We start from the raw sequence: 18,142 nt of genomic DNA on the forward strand, positions 1-18,142 counted from the left end.
TAAGTATTATTTGGTCTCAGGCGTCCTCTTCCCTCCACGCCGAAGCCAGAATGCGAAGCCAGTTTTCGCTGGCCATTTTGGTCAAGTCCTCCGCACCATAGCCAGCTTGCCGGAGAGCGGCAATCAGCCTCTGGTTGCCCGAGGCATCACCGATTTCTTCCGGAATGGTAGCGCCGTCAAAGTCCGAACCGAGCGCCACGCAATCGATTCCGACCCGGTTCACGAGGTAATCGATATGGCGGATCATGTCGGAAAGCGGCGTATCGGCATCGGAGCGGCCATCCGGACGAAGCATTGCCGTCGCATAGTTCACACCGACAAGACCGCGACGCTCACGGATCGCGTCGAGCTGCCTGTCGGTGAGGTTGCGGGCGACCGGTGTCAGAGCATGGGCGTTGGAATGGCTGGCGACGAGCGGCTGGTCGCTCGTCTCCGCCACATCCCAGAAACCCTTCTCGGTGATATGGGCAAGATCGATCATGATGCCGAGGCGGTTGCACTCGCGCACCAGCGCGAAGCCGGCTTCCGTCAAACCCGGCGCCGTATCCGGCGAGCTCGGGAAGGCAAAGGGCACGCCATGCCCAAAGATATTGTGCCGGCTCCACACCGGGCCGAGCGAACGCAACCCGGCGGCATAAAAAACATCCAGAGCAGCGAGATCGGCGCCGATTGCTTCACAGCCCTCGATATGCAGGACAGCGGCAAAAACGCCCGATGCCATCGCCTTCCGGATATCTTTCACCGTTCGGCAGAGCCGCCAGGCGCCGGCACGGTCGAGCCTGAGCGCAATCGCCGCCATCTCCGTGGCGATAGCAAGCGAGGGCAGCGGGTCGAGGGGAGCAGCAAGCGGCGTCGCATAGTGGCCGTTCACATCAGGATCGGCAAACACGAGATCGCCCGATGGAACGTAAATGGCACAAAGGCCACCCGCCAGACCGCCAGCCTTTGACCTGATGGCATCTATATGGCCTGCCGTCGTACCGTTTGCGAATTCCGCGACCGGATCGCTTCCGTCTTTCGCAAGGGACCAGAGTCGAAGGAGAACGTCGTTATGACCGTCGAATACGAGTTGCATCTGCTTTCCTGCACTGCCCGAACGGGCGGACCGAAGCGGCAACAATAGAAAAGCTGACAGAAAGCGCCACCTCTTTTTTTACAAATGCGCAATGTGGAAACCATGCATTTTTGCGATGCAAACCGGCGGCACCGCAGATACCTTGCATGCTGCGGTCCGCGGCCTCAATCAGCGCAGACAGTCTTTTCTGCCAATGATCCGAAAGAACCCCATGAGTGAGGAAATTTTCCACGCGCTTACTCGACAATACCCGAATGCCAGGCTGACGGCGACCGATCAGCGCTTACCGGAAGCTGATTTTGAGGCACAGAAACACAAGCACTTTTCCCGTCGGGCGCGGGGCGGAGCGATCGGCATCATCCACAATGCCAGCGGTCAAATCGTCCTCGCGAAGAGAAGCGGCATGCACGCGGGCTGGTCCCTGCCGGGTGGAACGGTCGAAGAAGGCGAGGATTTTTCGGTCGCGTTTCGCCGCGAGATATCAGAGGAGATTGGCGTGTCCGTGGATCGCGTGGATCTGATCGAACTCGAGCGAAAAAAGTTTATTTCACCGAAAGGCGAAACCTTCGGCTTCCTGCTTGCGGTCTTCGAAGCGCGCATAGCTGAAAGACAACTGCCCGGACCGACAGATGACGCTCTCGCCGAGGGATTGGAAATCGATCTCTTCTATCCGGCCGATATCCCTCCTGAGATGATTTTGGGGGATCGCCAGAAACTCGTGCACCATCTGAAGATATCCGGAGCCCTGGATCCTTCGTTGTGACCACAGCCATTCTCCATAAACAGTGAAGGGGGCCGAAGCCCCCTTTTCCCGGTTCAGTGCTTGGTTCGTTTCTTCTGCCTGTAGACGTCGATAACGACGGCCGCGATGATGATGACGCCCTTGACGATTTCCTGGTAGTAAGCGTCGATCCTGAGAAAGGTGAAGCCTGACGTCATGACGCCGAGAATGACGGTGCCGATGACGGTGCCAGTGATGCGTCCGACGCCGCCGGTGAGCGAAGTGCCGCCGATGACGGTCGCGGCGATCGCGTCGAGTTCATATCCGACACCCATGCTGGCTTGGGCGGTTTCAGCGCGAGCCGCCGTAACGATGCCGGCAAGACCGGCAAGCAATCCCGCAATCACATAAACCTTGACGAGATGCGCCTCGATGTTGATGCCCGAGACGCGCGCGGCCTGCGGATTAGCACCGATGGCGTAGGTGAACTTGCCGTAGCGGGTGTAGCGCAGCGCAATGTGAAAGATCAGCGCAACAACCAGAAAAACGACGACAGGCCACGCCTTGGTTCCGATGAAGTGGAATTGCTCGGTGATCCCGGAAACCGGCTGCCCCTTCGTATACCACTTCGCCACACCTCTCGCCGAAACGAACATGCCAAGCGTTGCGATGAAGGGAGGGATCTTCGTATAGGCGATGAGCGCGCCGTTTATGAGACCGGCAGCCGACCCGATCAGCAGGCCGATCATGATCGGCACGAGAGCGGGCAGGTCGGTCAGCGAGGGGAAGACGGCTCGCCCCCAGGTAGAGGACTGGGCGAAGCTGGTTGCGATCATCGCCGTCATGCCGACGACCGAGCCCGACGAAAGATCGATGCCGCCGGTGATGATCACCTGGGTGACGCCGACGGCGATGATGCCGATGACGGAGACCTGCAGGATCATGATCGTCAGGCGCTGCGAGTTCAGAAGAAAGCTCTGGCCGATGAAGATCCAGCCGAGAATTTCATAAACGAGCGCAATACCGACCAGCACGAGGAAGATGCTGAGTTCCGGCGGCACACGCCGCCGTCTCGGCCGGGTTGCGAGGGGCGCTGTGCCCTCTGCTGCCTTGATAGTCATGTCAAACCTCCCTTTGGCGATCGTTGTCACGCGCAATCACTGCGCGGCGAGTTCCATCACCTTGATCTGCGTTGCTTCGTCGCGATTGAGAAAACCGGTGACGCGCCCCTCGTGCATCACCATGATACGGTCGCTCATGCCGAGAACCTCTGGCATCTCCGAAGAGATCATGATTACGGCGACGCCATTGCGCGCCATTTCCGTGACCAGCCGATGGATTTCCGCCTTGGCCCCGACATCGATCCCGCGTGTCGGCTCGTCGAGAATCAGGATCTTCGGATTGGTGAGCAGCCAGCGGCCGATCAGCACCTTCTGCTGATTGCCGCCCGAGAGGTTCTCGACCCGCTCATAGAGGGTCGGGGTCTTGACGCGCAGCTTACGCGCCATGTCCTCGCAGGTTTCCTCAATCGCGCCCTCCTGAACAAAGCCGCCCTTGACGAACTTGTCGTGCAGCACGGCGACCTGCATGTTTTCGAGCACGTTGAGGATCAGAAGACAGCCCGTATCCTTGCGGTCTTCCGTGAGGAAAGCCATGCGATTGCGGATCGCTGCCGTCGGCGAAGTGATCTGTACCTGCTTGCCGAAAAGCTCGATCGTGCCGGAGCTTGCCGGTGTCACGCCGAACAGCGTTTCGGCGACATTCGATCGGCCGGAGCCGACGAGGCCTGCCACACCGAGGATTTCGCCCGAACGCACATCGAAGGAAACGTCGCGGAAGATGCCGGACAGGCTGAGGTTCTTCACCGACAGCACCACCTCGCCGATCGGTACCTCTTCCTTCGGGAACATCTGGGTGATCTCGCGGCCGACCATCATGCGGATGATGTCGTCACGGGTAACATCAGTGGAGGCATGCGTGCCGATATATTTGCCGTCGCGGAAAACGGAGAACTCGTCGGCGATCTCGAAGAGCTCGTTCATCTTGTGGGTGATGTAGACGATGCCGATGCCCTGGGACCTCAGGTCGCGAATGATGCGGAAAAGATGCTCGACCTCGCGCTCCGTCAGCGCCGAGGTCGGCTCGTCCATGATGAGGACGTCGGAATTGTAGGAAACTGCCTTGGCGATCTCGACCATTTGCCGGTTTGCGACCGAGAGGTAGCGGACCTCGATATCGGGGTCGATCGCGATATTGAGCCGAGCAAACAGCGCCTCGGTCATGCGATGCATTGCGCCGTGGTCGACGAAACCGAAGCGGTTCTTGGGCTCGCGGCGGATCCAGATATTTTCGGCGACCGTCATGAACGGCATCAGGTTCAGCTCCTGATGGATCATGGCGATCCCATTCTCCAGCGCATCGAGCGGAGATTTCAACCGGATTTCCGCCCCTTTCAGGCGGATATCGCCCTTGTCGGGCGTGTAGATGCCGGCGAGGATTTTCATCAGAGTCGACTTGCCGGCGCCGTTTTCACCCATCAGCGCATGCACCGAAGCGCGCTTCAGCCGGAACTGCACATCGTCGAGCGCGACGACCCCCGGAAATTCCTTGCGAACGCCCTCTGCGCTCAAGAGATATTCCGCATTCGGAACTGCGCCGCTTGCGCGCACTGCGGCCATGGTTGACGGGCTGACGACCATATCATCTCCTCCGGATACGGACAGGCTGAAAGGATGCGGGCAGAACCCGCATCCTGCTTGGCGTTTGCCTCAGTTCTTGGAGACAAAGTCCTTGACGTTGGCAGGCGTGACGAGCTGGAAGGGGATGTAGACCTTCTTCTCGACCTTTTCGCCCTTGGCAATCTTGAGCGCCGTGTCGAGCGCGCCCTTGCCTTGGCCCGCGGCATCCTGGAACACGGTGACGTCGAGGTCGCCCGCCTGCATGGCGGCAAGCGCGTCCTGCGTGGCGTCGACGCCGCCGACGACGACCTTGGTCATATCCTTGCCGGCTGCCTTCAGCGCCTGGATGGCGCCGATCGCCATTTCGTCGTTGTTGGAGATCACGGCATCGAACTCGATGCCGCTGGAGAGCCAGTTGGTCATCAGGTCGGCGCCCTGGGTGCGATCCCAGTTGGCCGTCTGCTCTTCCACGATCTCCAGTCCCTTGCATTCGTCTGTCTTGACGACATCATGAACGTCCTGGGTGCGCATGCGCGCAGCCTGGTTGGAAAGCTCGCCCATGATAACGACGGCCTTGCCCTTGCCGCCGAGAATACGGCAGATTTCCTTGGTTTCCAGCGTGCCGGATTCCTGTTCGTTGGAAGCGACGAAAGCCTGCTTTTCGGGCAGCGTGTCGACGTTGACCGGCTGACGGTTGACGTAAACCAGCGGAATGCCGGCATCGGCAGCGAGCTTCGACATTGCAGTCGTCGCATCGGTATCGACAGGGTTGACGATGATTGCATCGACCTTGGAGGCGATGAAATTCTGGATCTGGCTCTGCTGCTTGGAAACGTCGTTCTGCGCGTCTTCAACCTGCAGGGTGACGCCATTCAGCGTCTTTGCATAATCGGTCATGCCGTTGCGCAGAACGGTCAGGAAGTTGTCGTCGAATTTCGCCATCGAAACGCCAACGGTTTCCGCATGTGCGGCCGTCGACAGGACGAGCGCCATCGCGGTGCCCAGGATAAATCTTTTCATTGCATTTCCTCCACAAAGCGGTGCCCGGCTGCACCCTCCTCACGCCGGGGTCCCAGACATCCGTCTGCGAACCTCAATCCCATGCCGCCTCTCCCGTGGCGGTTCCGTTAAAACGGAACAAACAAACCGTAAAATTTGTTTCGCGGAATATTCATTCCATTTTATCGAAACGACGTCAAGTCTCTTTGCCGATTTCCGCTGTCGCTGCTGAGTAGAAGCCATTCTGCCAAGGTGAATTGTGCATGATTGTCTGTTGCAATCTGGCCATCATGGGAAAAGGACGTCACAGGCGCGTATTGCGAAAGCCGTAGAGATCCCCATCTAGGCGGAGCCCCAACGGCCTGCGCACACAGCCGTTTTTTAAAGATTTTGGAGAGAGGACCAATGTCCATTTCGATGTATCGTTTGACCGTGCCGATGTTCCAGCGCGGCATTGCCAGTCTGAAGACCTATCTCGACAAGGCGGAAGCCTATGCCGAGGAAAAGAAAATCGACCCGGCCATCCTCATAAATGCACGCCTTGCCCCGGATATGCTGCCGCTTTCCGGCCAGTATCAGCGCGCCAGCGATAGCGCGAAGTTCGCGTTCGCCCGCCTGACGGCAACTGAGGCGCCGAAGTTCGAAGATAATGAAACGACGATCGCCGACCTGCGGGAGCGTATGGCCAAGACCGAAGCTTACCTTGCGAGCTTTTCTGCCGAAGCTCTTGATGGCAGCGATCTAAGGGAAATCACGGTTCCGGGCCGCAACGGCTCTGTCGTTCCCGGCATCGAATATGTCGCGCTCTTCGCGCTGCCGAACTTCTATTTCCACGTGACGACGGCACACGCCATCCTGCGCAACCAGGGTGCGCCGGTCGGCAAGCGGGACTTCCTCGGAAACTTCTGACGCCGCTCAGGGCCGGTACATCACCGGCCCTTTTTCCGTCAGCTCGGTATAGGCAAGCGTCTGATCCAGATGTCGCGCTCTGAGCGACAGCAGCCGTTCGGCATAGTGGAGCCGCACCGAAGCATAGGCCGGATCATCGGCAAGATTGCGCAGCTCCATCGGATCCTTGACGAGATCGAAGAGCAGTGCTGGCAATGAAGTGAAATGTACATATTTGAATCGCTCGTCGCGGATGACGGCAAGATTCAGCTCGTTCGGCCGAAGGCCGAAATGCCGTTCCGCTTCGCCATGGGCGATATCCCGGAAATCGAATTCCCAGAACGCCGCATCCCGCCAGCCCTGCGCCATACCGTCATCGAGGAAAGGCGCAAGCGAGCGCCCGTCGATATTGTTGGCAGGTCTGATGCCGAGCCGATCGCAGAGCGTCGGGAACACATCGGCAGCACTGGTGAAACTCTCGACGATACCGCCGGCTGAAGCCGCGCGAGGATCGCGGATGACGAGAGGAATATGATAACTGCCCTCGAAATAGCCGCCCTTGCCGAGCGTCCAGTGATCACCCGCCATCTCGGCATGATCGGACGTGAAGACGACGATCGTGTTGTCCCATGCGTCCGCATCCTTCAGCGCCTGCCAGATCCGACCGAGCTGGTCATCCGCCTCGGCGATCATCCCATAGTAGATCGACCGGATGGCGTCGAAGTCGGCAGCGCTCAAATCGCTGAGCGGTCCCTCCGCTCCATGGATGAAGCTGCCTTTTTGAGTTCGCGGCATGGCATAGGCGAGATAGGAATGGCCTTGCTGTTCCCTTTCACGGTCCGTCGCACGCGCAAAAGCTGGGCCTTCCCCAGGCCCGAACATCCGGTTGAAGGGCTCCGGCACCGAGAAAGGCGGGTGCGGCCGCAGGAAGGAAATATGCGCGAACCATGGCGCATCCTGCTCGCCCATCCAGCGGATGAATTCCCCTGTCAGAAAAGCGGTCTGCGTTTCTTCGCGTGAATAGGCTGGCGCCGCATTCGAGATTTCCCCTGCGACAGTCCCGACCGGAATATGGACATCGCGGCTGGTGGCATCCGCGCGGCCGCGTGAGCGTAGCCATGAGAGCCACTGCCTCTCATGCTCCGGCAGAAGCTGGCGGACAGTGAAACCCGGCAACACACCTTCATAGGTCGTCAAATGCGGGTCATTGGCATCCATATCGCGCGGATCGGGCGCCGTATCCGTATAGCCGAACAGCGTCGGGTCGTAACCCGCCCGCCTTGCTGCCAGGGCCAGATTGTCGAAACGCCGGTCGAGCGGCGAACCGTTCCGGCAGACCCGGTGGTTCATCTGGTAGAGGCCGGTATAGAGCGTGGCCCGCGCCGGCGAACAGGGAGCGGCACCGGCATAATGCCGCCGGAAAAGCGTCCCGTCTTTAGCCAGGGCATCGACATTGGGCGTCCTGACGCAGGCGTGCCCCACAGAAGAGAGACAATCGCCGCGCCATTGGTCCGCAGTGATGACGAGAACGTTGGGCTTTGAGCCGCGTTCAGTGATGGTTTGATCGCGCATGCCAGTTCCAGGCCGACTGGATGATCCGCGAGAGATCATATTGCGGCACCCAGCCCAGCACGTCCCGCGCCTTGTCGTTATTGGCAACCAGCGTATGCGAATCACCCTCGCGACGACCGATATACTCGACCGGGAACGGCTTTCGGGAGACGTCTTCGATGGCGCCGAGCAGTTCCTTCACCGTCGTGCCGGTGCCCGTGCCAAGATTGAGCGCGACGGATTCACCGCCATCAAGCAGATATTGGACGGCGCGCACATGTGCGTCCGCAAGATCGAGAACATGGATATAGTCGCGCACGCAGGTGCCGTCGCGCGTCTCGTAATCGCTGCCGAAGACCTTGAAACCTTGGCGACGGCCGAGCGCTGCATCGATCGCCAGCGGGATCGCATGCGTTTCCGGCTGGTGCCATTCGCCGATCCGGCCTTCGAAATCGGCACCGGCGGCATTGAAATAACGCAGCACGACGGAGCGAAGGCTCTTGTACTGGTCGTAATCGGCAAGCGCCTGCTCGACGATATATTTGGTACGGCCGTAGGGATTGATCGGCACCTGGCGATGCTTCTCATCGAGCGGCACGCTCTGCGGCAGACCATAGGTCGCGCAGGTGGACGAGAAGACGAAGGCATTGATGCCGGCGGCCTGCGCCGCCGACAACAGCGTCAGCGTGCCGATGACATTATTCTCATAGAACGAGACTGGATCCTTGACCGATTCGCCGACTTCGATCAGCGCTGCGAAATGCAGGATTGCCGACGGCTTATGCTTTGCCAGCACCTCATCGAGCCGGGCCCGATCGCGAATATCGCCCTCTTCCGCCGGTCCCCATTTGACGAATTCGCGATGGCCGTTGGAAAAATTATCGAAGACGACGGGCTTGTAACCCTTGTTCGCCAAATCAAGACACGTATGCGAGCCAATATATCCCGCACCGCCGACGACGAGTACCGTTTCACCTGCCATGCATCTCACCTTTTGCAAGCCACAGATGCGCGGACCTTAGCCAAGTTACACGTCAGTAAAAAGTTATCTCGGTTACATATCTGCAAAAATAAGAAGATTAGAGGCGGCTTGTATATGAAAATGCACGTGTTTACAGGGCGATTGCATGGCCGGCCCCGTCGAAAAGATGCAGTTCATTCCTGTCGAACTGCAGGCTGATGGCCTCGCCGACGGTGAGCCGGGCATTTCCGGCAAGCCGCACCGTTACCAGCGCACCGTCGGAAAGGGCGACATAGGCGTAAGTATCCGAGCCCAGTCGCTCCACCACGTCCACCTTGCCGTCGAGATTACCCTGGCCGACAGCGGTCACGGTAATGTCTTCCGGCCGTACGCCAAGCTTGGCTGCATTGGCGGGCGCCGAAGCGAGGTCGAGGCGCCCCGAACTGGCCACGCGTAGTCCGCCATCCACGCGTTCCGCGTCGAAGACGTTCATCTTCGGCGAGCCGAGAAATTGCGCGACGAAAAGATTGGCCGGCTTCTCGTAAAGATCGATCGGCGAGCCGATCTGCTGGATTTCTCCATCTTTTAGGACCACGATCTTGTCGGCAAGCGTCATCGCCTCGACCTGGTCATGGGTGACGTAAATCATCGTCGCTTTCAGCCGCTGGTGCAGCTTGGCGATCTCGATGCGCATTTCCGCGCGGAGTGCCGCATCGAGATTCGATAAGGGCTCGTCGAAAAGGAACGCGACGGGATCGCGCACGATGGCACGGCCGATCGCCACGCGCTGCCGCTGGCCGCCGGAAAGCTCCTTCGGTTTGCGGTCGAGATACGGTTCGAGCCTCAGCGACGCCGCCGCCGCCTGCACGCGCCGCGCAATCTCCGCCTTCGGCGTGCGCGCCACCTCCAGCCCGAAGGCCATATTGGCGCGCACGGTCTTGTGCGGATAGAGAGCATAGGACTGAAAGACCATGGACAGGCTGCGGTCTGCCGGGCCGAGCTCCGTAACATCCTCGCCGTCGATCAGGATTTGGCCGGAGGTGGCCTCCTCCAGACCGGCGACGAGGCGCAGCAGCGTTGACTTGCCGCTGCCCGACGGACCGACGAAGACGACGAATTCGCCGTCTTCTATATGGAGGTCCAGTCCGCCGATGATGTCGAGTGCACCGAAGGATTTGCGGATCTTGCGAAGTTCAATGACGGCCATGTGCCAGTCTCCTCACGCCTTGACGCCGCCGGCGCCGAGGCCGCCTTGCCAGAAGCGTTGCATGACGATGAATGCGATGATGACGGGAACGATGCTGATGAGTGCGCCGGCCAGTACCAGCGTGAAAAGAGCCGCACCGCCGCCCGAACCGACGGTCGCCGTCGCGTACCATTGCGCCAGCCCCACCGTGACGGGGAAATATTCGGCCGAACTCAGCACCACGAGCGGCAGGAAGTAGTTGTTCCAGGTCGCCACGAAGGAGAGGATCAGCACGGTGGCAAAGCCCGGCATCAGAAGCCTGAGCGTCAGCGCCGAGAAGATATGGAATTCACCGGCGCCATCGACTCGACCGGCATCGATCAGCTCATTCGGAATGGCATCGTCGGCATAGACCCGCATGAGGAAGACGCCCGGGGGATAGACCAGCGACGGCAGGATGACCGCCCACGGCGTATTGACCATGCCTACCTTCGACATGAGCAGGAAGAGCGGCACGACGAGCGCCGTCTGCGGGATCATGACGGCACCGAGGATGATCGCAAAGATCAGGCGCTTGCCGCGGAAGTCGTATTTTGCCAGCGCATAGCCGGCCATGGTCGAAAACAGTGCCGCGCCGATGCCGGCAACCGTTGCATAGAAAACGGTATTGAGCAGCCACCGGGCAAAGATACCACCCTGATAGGAAAAGACCTGGCGGATATTCTCGAAAAGCCGGAAGTCGCCCGAGAACCACAGCCCGAAGGTGGTAAAGAGGTCGTTGTTCGATTTGGACGCCGCCACCAGGACGTAAAACAGCGGCAGCGCCGTATAAAGCCAGATCACGGCGAGGATTGCCGTCAGCGTCCAGCGATTGCGGCGAAAGGCGGAAGAGCGTTTCGATTTGCCGACGATGGTCATTTGCGGCCTCCACGGTTGACGATCAGCATGAAGGCATAGGAGATCACCGCCGTGACGCCGCCGAGCACGAAGGAAACCGCAGCCGAATAGTTGTACTGCTGGTTGGTAAAGGCGAGCGTGTAGGCGTAGTAGTTCGGCGTAAAGGCATTGTTGATGACAGTCGGCGCCAGATTGCGCAGCAAATAGGGCTCGGAGAAGAGCTGCAGCGAGCCGATGATCGAGAAGATGATCGTGACGACGACCATCGGAGCGATCAGCGGCAATTTCACCCGCATCGCATAGGTAAAGCTGTTCGCCCCGTCCATGGAGGCCGCCTCTTCGAGATCGGCCGGAATGGCCTGCAGGGCGGCGTAATAGATGATCATCTGATAGCCGGTATATTCCCAGTTCGCGATATTGGCGATCGACGGCAATATCGTGCTCGGCCCGAGGAAATTCGGCGGCGGCAGACCAATGGCCGTGGCAAGCTGTGTGAACGGTCCAAACGACGGGCCGTAGAGATAGCCCCAGATCAACGTCGCGATAACGGCCGGCACGGCATAGGGAATGAAGAAGCTGATGCGGAAAAAACTCTTTGCATAAACCGTGCCGCTATCGAGAATGAGAGCGATAAGTAGCGCCGCTGCCACCATGCCGGGGATCTGGATCAGCGCAAATTTCACCAGCACGATGACGCCCTGCCAGAACTTGGGATCGCCGAGCGCGCGCACGAAATTCTCCGCGCCGACGAATTTCGTCCCGGCAACCACTGTTGTCTTGTAGATTGCCAGCGTGAAGGCATAGGCCATCGGCGCGATCAGGAAGGCGATGAAAAGCAGTGCGAAAGGCGCGAGGAAGAGATAGGGCGCAATTCCCTTGCTCACCCGGTATCGCCGCTTGCGGCTTTCCAAACCGGCCATGTATCCGTCTCCGGCAGTTCAATGCGAAATGCGCCAGCATGGCGCGCGTGATGCAAAAGGATGCGGGAAGAAAATCCCGCATCCCCGCGGCTCATCCTTGGGAGACGGTGTAGCCCTGGTCGGAGCAATAGGCGCTGACCCCTTCCTGCAGGCGATCGAAGGCATCGCTGAGCGAGCCCTTGCCGCCGATGGAGGCCGAGAATTCCTGCTGCACCTGGGCAGCGAGATAATCCTGGAACGGCGCATACTGGAACGAAGAGTCGACGTGTTTGGCGCTTTCGGCGAAGACCTCGTTGACGGCCTGGCCGCCATAGAGATCGTACTTGTGGCCCATCAGCTCCTGATCGGAGGTAAGCTCCTTCAGAACCGGGAAGAGGAACTGCTTGGTCGTCCACATGCGCGCCACTTCCGGATTGCTGCCGAGGAAGACCGCAAGCTGCGTGGCTTCCTTCGGATGCTTGGTCGTGTTGAAGACGGCGAAGGTGGATCCGCCGAGATTGGCGGAGACATATTTGCCCACTTCCCACTGCGGAAGCGGCGCTGCGCGCCAGTGGCCGTTGCTCTTCTTGGCAAACTGCGGAATGAAGACGGCGCCCCAGGCACCCGTCATCCACGAGGCATAGGTGCCTTCATCGAGCCCGGTGAACCAGTCGGTCGTCCAGACCGGCGTCTTGACGCCGACGGCGTCGGCATCGATCAGGTCCTGCCAGAAGACGGCCCATTTCTTGGCGATCGCATCGTTGAGGTTCAGCTTGAGATCCGTGCCCTTGAGCTCGAAGGGCTTCCAGCCAGCCTGCGCGAGAAGCGCAATCACCCAGCCGCCGTCGGCCGTGCCGCCGAAATTGGTAAGGTAAGTGCCGGGCGCGGCCTTGGAGAGCGCCTTGGAGTTGGCGGAAAATTCGGCCCAGGTCTTCGGAACCGCAATCTTGTGCTGGTCAAGCACGTCGGCACGGTAAAGAATACCCATCGGGCCGGAGTCCCACGGAATACCGTAGACGGCATCGCCATCCGAAGCAGAGGCCCAAGTCCAGTCGATGAACTTGTCCTTGACCTCGTTGGCGCCATGCTGGCCCATATCAAGCAGCGCCTGCAGCTGGCGGAAACCCGGAATGTTCGTGAATTCGACCTGGCCGACATCGGGCAGGCCGCTGCCGGCCTGGATAGCGTTGCGCAGTTTCACATATTCATCCGGGCCCTGGCCGGCATTCTCGAGCTTCACGCCGATATTCGGGAAGGCCTTGGTGAAGAGGTCGATCTCGCTCTGCGTGTTGGGCGTCCAGGCCCAGATGGTCAGCTCCACCTTCTCCTGCGCGCTCGCAATCGAGCCGAAGCCGGACATGGCGGCAGCCGTAGCACCGGCGCCGGCAGCCTGCAGAAGCTGGCGGCGACTGATCATCGCCTGAATGAATTCGCGTTTCATGTCGTTTGTCATGGAACTCCTCCTCCCGAAACCGACGGCACTGGACTGAGCGCAAACGCAATGCGCGGCCGCGGGACCGTCCTTCTACAGGGTCGCAATTCTGCATGCGCAATTTGCGTTGTCAATTGCGCAAATTTCAGTTCTGTGCAAATTTGATTGCGCAATACATCGCCTCTTGCGCTGCGATAAGCTGCGGAGAGCTATTGAAAATGCGTGGCAAAGGGTGGATTTGTCGCGGGAATCCTCGTTTGATCGAAGGGTTCAGGAGGACAGGTAGTGAAGAAATCAGGTAAGCCCGACGCGAACCAAATTGCGATCGCAAAAGCAGCGGGCGTTTCCGTCAGCACGGTTTCGCGCGCACTGTCCGATGCGCGAGGCATCAGCGACGAGCGCCGCATGCAAATCCGCAAACTTGCGCAGGATGCCGGTTATCTCGGACGCGGACGCCAGCCGGCCGCGCAAATGCGCCACCTGCGCGCCTATGTGACGGGAAGCCTTGCCACGGGCGGCCTTGCGCCCTTCTACGAAGCTGTCATCGCCGGCCTGAAGAGCAGCGCCCGCGACGGCGGCTTCACGCTCTCCATCCGCATGGTGGACGAGACCTCCCTTGGTCCAGAGCGCATGCTGCGCGACCAGGAGAATGAAGAAGCGAACATGACGATCTTTGTCGGCATCGACCTCTCCGAAAATCTTGCATCGCATTTCCTCGATGGCACGCGCCACGCCGTGCTGGTCAATGGTTATGATCCCGCCATGCGCTTTGACTGCGTGGCGCCCAACAATTTCTTTGGAGCTGAACTCGCAGGCCGCACCCTGCTAAACGCGGGTCACCGGAATCTTCTTTATATCCATGATCATACGCGCTGGACGACGACCCAGCGCCGCCGCGGTTTCTATTCAGCGCTGGAAGCCTGTCCCGATGCGGTCTCTACGGCAATCAGCGTTGCTGGCGGCACCGATGCGGAATTGCTGGCTGAGGTGGAGAAGCGTGCCCGCGGCGAAGCCGGTTGGACGAGCGTTTTCTGCGCCAACGATATGGGTGCTTTCCGTCTCATGAACGCCCTCGGGGCGGCCGGCATTCCCGTGCCGGAAAAGATCTCCGTCATTGGTTTCGACGACCTTCCCTATGCCGCGCTCATGCATCCAAGGCTGACGACAATGCGCGTCGACTGTGCCGAGATGGCCCGGCAGGCCATCGGCCTTGTACAGCGGCGGCTTGCAGATCCCAGTGCCACGCCCCTGCAGATCGAATGCGGCGTCAGCCTGCAGCGCGGCGAGACCGTTGCGCAAATTGCGCAAACTTGAGAAAAATGCGTAATTAGCTTGCGTAACTTGCGCATCCATGCGATCTGATGCGAGAGGCGGCTTGACCGCTCCGGTACTGCGCGAAGTTCTTCTTGGCGCAAGGGAGAGTGCAATTGCTTCAGGATGCTTCGATCGCAGAGAAAGCCCGCCCCGCCCTTGCTTTCGCCTTCGGACCCTTTGGCATTGAAAAGCTCTTTGCCACTGCTGATACTGCCAGGCTGAAGCAGGCCTGCCGAATGCCGGGCGAATTGCCGATCCGCGATTTCTCTACCGCTGCAGCAAGGCAGATTCTCGCGGATACGGAGATCCTCGTGACCGGTTGGGGCTGCCCGATGATCGATGCAGCGGTACTCGACACTGCACCCAAACTGCGGCTGATCGCTCATGCGGCCGGGTCGGTGAAGCATTTCGTCGCGCCGGAAGTTTTCGAGCGTGGCGTGGTCGTTACCAATGCTGCGGATGCGAATGCCGTTCCTGTCGCCGAATTTACACTTGCCGCCATTCTTTTTGCGAACAAGCAGGTTTTCCGGTTTCGCCGGGACTATACGTCGAAGCGCAGCTTCATCGGCGTTTCCCAGCAATATGACGGCGACGCCGGCAATTGGGAAAAGCGTGTCGGCATCATCGGCGCCTCGCGCATCGGCCGTCGTGTCATTGAGCTTCTGCGACCGTTCGGCATCGAAATCCTGTTGCACGATCCGTTGGTCGATGCGTCAGAGGCGCGCCGCATGGGCGCAACGCTTGTTCCTCTCGACGAACTGATGAGAAGCTGCGACACGATTTCCATCCACGCGCCGTTGCTCGCATCCACCCGCGGCATGATCGACGCCGGCATGCTGGCCCGCATGCCCGACGGCGCAACGCTGATCAATACCGCCCGTGGCGGCATTGTCGATAGCGCAGCACTGGAGGCCGAACTCGTCAGTGGCCGGCTCTGGGCAATTCTCGATGTGACGGAGCCGGAAACACCGCCGGTCGATTCCCCTCTTTATACGCTGGAGAATGTACTGATGACGCCACATATTGCTGGCGCCATCGGACGCGAGCGCCATCGTCTTGGCCGCCTCGTGGTCGAAGAGATAGAACGCTATCTGGCCGGCGAGCCGTTGCGCCATAGTGTTACCATCGAAGGTCTGCTGCATCAGGCCTAGAGCAATTCCGGCGAAAACAGGCAGCGGTTTTGCCTCCGGAATTGCGTGAAGACAAAGAGATAGAGAATTTTCGTAGTTCGAAGAGAAACGGAAACGCTCTGAAGGAGGAAGGATGAGGAAGGCCATCATCGTCTGGGGCGGCTGGGCAGGCCATGAGCCTGAACCATGCGCCAATATCGTCGGCGAGTTGCTGCGTGAAGACGGCTTTGCGGTCGAGATCACCAATGATCTCGACATCTTCGGCTCTCCGCAGCTTGAAAAAGCCGACCTTTTGGTCCCTGTCATCACCGGCGAGACGCTGGAAAAACCGCATGCCAATGCGCTGGTTGAAGCGGTACGTGGCGGGCTTGGCCTCGGCGGCCATCATGGCTGCCTTGCCACGTCCTTCAAGGAAAGCGCCCCCTTCCGCTACGTCTCAGGCGTCACCTGGGTCGCCCATCCCGGCAATATCATCGACTTCCGGGTCGCGGTGATGCGGCAGGACGATCCGCTGATGGAAGGTATCCCGGATTTCGACTACCGCTCGGAGCAATATTACCTGCACTACGATCCTTCGGTCGAAATCCTCGCCACCACAACCTTTACCGGCCAGTACGATCCGGCCGCGCGCAATATCGCGATGCCGGTAGTCTTCAAGCGGCACTTCGGCGAGGGCCGCATCTTCTATTCGGCACTCGGCCATGTCGCCGCCGAATTCAACCATCCCTACATGCCTCTCATTCTCCGGCGCGGCCTCAGTTGGGCCGCCCGACAGTAGTCGCCCATCAGCAGTCCCATTCAGCAATCGAGGACAATGTCATGACCGTCCAATATCGCTTCATCGCGCCGCGCCTAGACGATCCGCGCCTTCTGCAGGACCGCCGCTATTCCATGCTGATCGATGGCAGGAGCGTTCCCGCCCAGTCAGGAGAGACGATCAACCGCGAAAGTCCTGCTCACCCCGGCCATATCGTCGGCGCCATTCCGAAAGGTTCGCGTGCCGACGCCGAGGCTGCAATTGCGGCTGCCCGCAAAGCCTTCGACCATGGCCCCTGGCCGAAAATGACCGGTGGCGAGCGTGCCCGCATCATGCGCCGCGTCGCCGATCTCATCGAAGCGAATATCGAGGAGCTTGCCACCATCGAGGCGCTGGAGGTCGGCAAGGCAATCAACCAGGCGCGCGGCGAAATGGGCTTTTCCGCGACGCTCTGGCATTATGCCGCCGGCCACGCACAGGGCCTCGAAGGCGAAACGCATAATGATATGGGTGCCAATACGCTCGGGCTCGTGCTGCGCGAGCCGGCCGGCGTCGTCGGCATCATCACGCCCTGGAATTTCCCGCTGTTGATCGGCTCCGAGCGCATTCCCTGGGCGATTGGCGCAGGCTGCACCGTCGTTATCAAACCCAGCGAATTCACCTCGGGCTCGACCATCCGCCTCGCAGAACTTGCCCGCGAGGCTGGCTTGCCGGACGGTGTGTTGAATGTCGTGACAGGCTATGGCGCCGATGTCGGTCAGATCTTCGCCGAGCATCCCGATGTCGACATGGTCACCTTCACCGGTTCGCAGCGCGTCGGCCGGATCATCGGCGCGATTGCCGGCCAGAACATCAAAAGGGTCGGCCTGGAACTCGGCGGCAAAGGTCCGCAGGTTGTCTTCGCCGATGCTGATCTCGATGCCGCCGCCGCGAAGATTTCTGGCGGCGCTTTCCATTGCTCGGGTCAGGTCTGCATTGCCGGCAGTCGCCTGATCGTTCATGAATCCGTCGCCGACAAGCTTCTGGAAAAGGTCGAGGCTCTGGCGGCAAGGATCGTCACCGGCGATCCGCTCGACGATTCCAGCACCGTCGGTGCGCTGATCCACAAAGCCCATCTCGAGAAGGTCTCCGGCTATGTAGCCGCAGGCAAGGCGGATGGCGCACAGATCTATAGCGGTGGCACCATTCTCGGCGAAGGCGGCGCTTTCTACGCGCCGACGATCTTCACCGGCGTGAAACCGGATATGTCGATTGCTCGTGAGGAAATCTTCGGCCCGGTTCTTGCCAGCTTCCGCTTCAAGGATCCCGAAGAGGCAATCCGCTTGGCCAATGATACACCTTTCGGCCTTTCAGCCTGCGTCTGGTCGAGCAATCTATCGACTGCCCTGCAGGCGATCCGCCGCATCAAGGCCGGCCGTACCTGGATCAACGGCATGGGCGACGGCACGCCGCAAATGCCGATCGGCGGCTACAAGCAAAGCGGGATCGGCCGCGAGCTCGGTCGTCATGGTTTCGATGAATATTCGGAGCTGAAGAACGTTCACATCACGCTTGCGGATAGCCTGGCGCAATAATGCAAAAGCCGCCGGCCTGATGGTCGGCGGCTTATACAAGCTCGCATGGAAATGGCTTTTGCCGCGTGGCCGGATTCAAC

16 protein-coding genes are annotated in these 18,142 nt (G+C 59.9%); 6 read left to right on the plus strand and 10 right to left on the minus strand.

The window, feature by feature from the left end; all coding sequences use genetic code 11:
• Positions 1-16: 16 nt before the first annotated feature.
• Entirely contained in the window at positions 17-1,075 is a 1,059-nt protein-coding gene (locus tag FHT93_RS23290; protein WP_183849646.1) for a dipeptidase, read from the minus strand.
• Between the two features lie 211 nt (positions 1,076-1,286).
• On the opposite strand from FHT93_RS23290, the gene FHT93_RS23295 reads away from it, so the two are divergent.
• Positions 1,287-1,838 carry an NUDIX hydrolase gene (locus FHT93_RS23295; protein ID WP_183849648.1) on the plus strand — a complete coding sequence of 184 codons (552 nt, stop codon included), beginning with the start codon at positions 1,287-1,289 and terminating at the stop codon, positions 1,836-1,838.
• A 53-nt stretch (positions 1,839-1,891) separates the two neighbouring features.
• Here FHT93_RS23295 and FHT93_RS23300 read toward each other — a convergent pair whose 3' ends face one another.
• The 3 genes from FHT93_RS23300 to FHT93_RS23310 form a co-directional block, all read right to left on the minus strand.
• Positions 1,892-2,917, minus strand: coding sequence for an ABC transporter permease (locus FHT93_RS23300; protein ID WP_029869141.1), 1,026 nt, complete (start codon positions 2,915-2,917; stop codon positions 1,892-1,894).
• Between the two features lie 36 nt (positions 2,918-2,953).
• Complete coding sequence (locus FHT93_RS23305; RefSeq protein ID WP_183849650.1) at positions 2,954-4,495, minus strand: sugar ABC transporter ATP-binding protein; 1,542 nt, start codon at positions 4,493-4,495, stop codon at positions 2,954-2,956.
• 69 nt (positions 4,496-4,564) lie between these two features.
• Positions 4,565-5,494 carry a sugar ABC transporter substrate-binding protein gene (locus tag FHT93_RS23310; RefSeq protein ID WP_112544868.1) on the minus strand — a complete coding sequence of 310 codons (930 nt, stop codon included), beginning with the start codon at positions 5,492-5,494 and terminating at the stop codon, positions 4,565-4,567.
• 384 nt (positions 5,495-5,878) lie between these two features.
• Here FHT93_RS23310 and FHT93_RS23315 point away from each other — a divergent pair, with 384 nt between their 5' ends.
• Positions 5,879-6,382: a DUF1993 domain-containing protein gene (locus FHT93_RS23315; RefSeq protein ID WP_183849652.1), complete on the plus strand. Its 504-nt coding sequence runs from the start codon at positions 5,879-5,881 to the stop codon at positions 6,380-6,382.
• Between the two features lie 6 nt (positions 6,383-6,388).
• Here FHT93_RS23315 and FHT93_RS23320 read toward each other — a convergent pair whose 3' ends face one another.
• The 6 genes from FHT93_RS23320 to FHT93_RS23345 all read right to left on the minus strand — a co-directional run bounded on the left by FHT93_RS23320 (position 6,389) and on the right by FHT93_RS23345 (position 13,308).
• Positions 6,389-7,933 (minus strand): alkaline phosphatase family protein, encoded by a 1,545-nt coding sequence (locus tag FHT93_RS23320; protein ID WP_183849654.1) that lies wholly within the window; start codon positions 7,931-7,933, stop codon positions 6,389-6,391.
• Complete coding sequence (gene galE / locus FHT93_RS23325) at positions 7,911-8,894, minus strand: UDP-glucose 4-epimerase GalE (protein WP_183849656.1); 984 nt, start codon at positions 8,892-8,894, stop codon at positions 7,911-7,913. Before galE ends, FHT93_RS23320 begins: the two co-directional genes overlap by 23 nt.
• A gap of 130 nt (positions 8,895-9,024) precedes the next feature.
• Positions 9,025-10,080, minus strand: coding sequence for an ABC transporter ATP-binding protein (locus tag FHT93_RS23330; RefSeq protein WP_183849658.1), 1,056 nt, complete (start codon positions 10,078-10,080; stop codon positions 9,025-9,027).
• Positions 10,081-10,092: 12 nt separating this feature from the next.
• On the minus strand, positions 10,093-10,977 hold the full coding sequence (locus FHT93_RS23335) for a carbohydrate ABC transporter permease (RefSeq protein ID WP_113115474.1): 885 nt from the start codon (positions 10,975-10,977) through the stop codon (positions 10,093-10,095).
• Positions 10,974-11,876 carry a sugar ABC transporter permease gene (locus FHT93_RS23340; protein ID WP_183849660.1) on the minus strand — a complete coding sequence of 301 codons (903 nt, stop codon included), beginning with the start codon at positions 11,874-11,876 and terminating at the stop codon, positions 10,974-10,976. The genes FHT93_RS23335 and FHT93_RS23340 overlap by 4 nt, the downstream gene beginning before the upstream one ends.
• A 91-nt stretch (positions 11,877-11,967) precedes the next feature.
• Positions 11,968-13,308 (minus strand): extracellular solute-binding protein, encoded by a 1,341-nt coding sequence (locus tag FHT93_RS23345; protein WP_113013376.1) that lies wholly within the window; start codon positions 13,306-13,308, stop codon positions 11,968-11,970.
• Between the two features lie 264 nt (positions 13,309-13,572).
• On the opposite strand from FHT93_RS23345, the gene FHT93_RS23350 reads away from it, so the two are divergent.
• The 4 genes from FHT93_RS23350 to FHT93_RS23365 all read left to right on the plus strand — a co-directional run bounded on the left by FHT93_RS23350 (position 13,573) and on the right by FHT93_RS23365 (position 18,062).
• Positions 13,573-14,601: a LacI family DNA-binding transcriptional regulator gene (locus tag FHT93_RS23350; RefSeq protein ID WP_113115475.1), complete on the plus strand. Its 1,029-nt coding sequence runs from the start codon at positions 13,573-13,575 to the stop codon at positions 14,599-14,601.
• Between the two features lie 113 nt (positions 14,602-14,714).
• Positions 14,715-15,752, plus strand: coding sequence for a hydroxyacid dehydrogenase (locus FHT93_RS23355; RefSeq protein ID WP_246781706.1), 1,038 nt, complete (start codon positions 14,715-14,717; stop codon positions 15,750-15,752).
• Positions 15,753-15,864: 112 nt separating this feature from the next.
• The gene (locus FHT93_RS23360) at positions 15,865-16,509 is read left to right on the plus strand and encodes a ThuA domain-containing protein (RefSeq protein WP_183849662.1); all 645 of its coding nucleotides are present in this window, start codon (positions 15,865-15,867) and stop codon (positions 16,507-16,509) included.
• 41 nt (positions 16,510-16,550) lie between these two features.
• Positions 16,551-18,062, plus strand: a complete 1,512-nt coding sequence (locus FHT93_RS23365; protein WP_246781707.1) for an aldehyde dehydrogenase family protein — start codon at positions 16,551-16,553, stop codon at positions 18,060-18,062.
• Positions 18,063-18,142: the final 80 nt, after the last annotated feature.

This window comes from Rhizobium sp. BK379 (assembly GCF_014193955.1).
Taxonomy (GTDB): Bacteria; Pseudomonadota; Alphaproteobacteria; order Rhizobiales; family Rhizobiaceae; genus Rhizobium.

Excerpts from the sequence above, each read along its gene's own strand:
- FHT93_RS23290 (WP_183849646.1), bottom strand. The coding sequence starts at position 1,075 with ATGCAACTCGTATTCGACGGTCATAACGACGTTCTCCTTCGACTCTGG.
- FHT93_RS23295 (WP_183849648.1), top strand. The coding sequence starts at position 1,287 with ATGAGTGAGGAAATTTTCCACGCGCTTACTCGACAATACCCGAATGCC.
- FHT93_RS23300 (WP_029869141.1), bottom strand. The coding sequence starts at position 2,917 with ATGACTATCAAGGCAGCAGAGGGCACAGCGCCCCTCGCAACCCGGCCG.
- FHT93_RS23305 (WP_183849650.1), bottom strand. The coding sequence starts at position 4,495 with ATGGTCGTCAGCCCGTCAACCATGGCCGCAGTGCGCGCAAGCGGCGCA.
- FHT93_RS23310 (WP_112544868.1), bottom strand. The coding sequence starts at position 5,494 with ATGAAAAGATTTATCCTGGGCACCGCGATGGCGCTCGTCCTGTCGACG.
- FHT93_RS23315 (WP_183849652.1), top strand. The coding sequence starts at position 5,879 with ATGTCCATTTCGATGTATCGTTTGACCGTGCCGATGTTCCAGCGCGGC.
- FHT93_RS23320 (WP_183849654.1), bottom strand. The coding sequence starts at position 7,933 with ATGCGCGATCAAACCATCACTGAACGCGGCTCAAAGCCCAACGTTCTC.
- galE (WP_183849656.1), bottom strand. The coding sequence starts at position 8,894 with ATGGCAGGTGAAACGGTACTCGTCGTCGGCGGTGCGGGATATATTGGC.
- FHT93_RS23330 (WP_183849658.1), bottom strand. The coding sequence starts at position 10,080 with ATGGCCGTCATTGAACTTCGCAAGATCCGCAAATCCTTCGGTGCACTC.
- FHT93_RS23335 (WP_113115474.1), bottom strand. The coding sequence starts at position 10,977 with ATGACCATCGTCGGCAAATCGAAACGCTCTTCCGCCTTTCGCCGCAAT.
- FHT93_RS23340 (WP_183849660.1), bottom strand. The coding sequence starts at position 11,876 with ATGGCCGGTTTGGAAAGCCGCAAGCGGCGATACCGGGTGAGCAAGGGA.
- FHT93_RS23345 (WP_113013376.1), bottom strand. The coding sequence starts at position 13,308 with ATGACAAACGACATGAAACGCGAATTCATTCAGGCGATGATCAGTCGC.
- FHT93_RS23360 (WP_183849662.1), top strand. The coding sequence starts at position 15,865 with ATGAGGAAGGCCATCATCGTCTGGGGCGGCTGGGCAGGCCATGAGCCT.
- FHT93_RS23365 (WP_246781707.1), top strand. The coding sequence starts at position 16,551 with ATGACCGTCCAATATCGCTTCATCGCGCCGCGCCTAGACGATCCGCGC.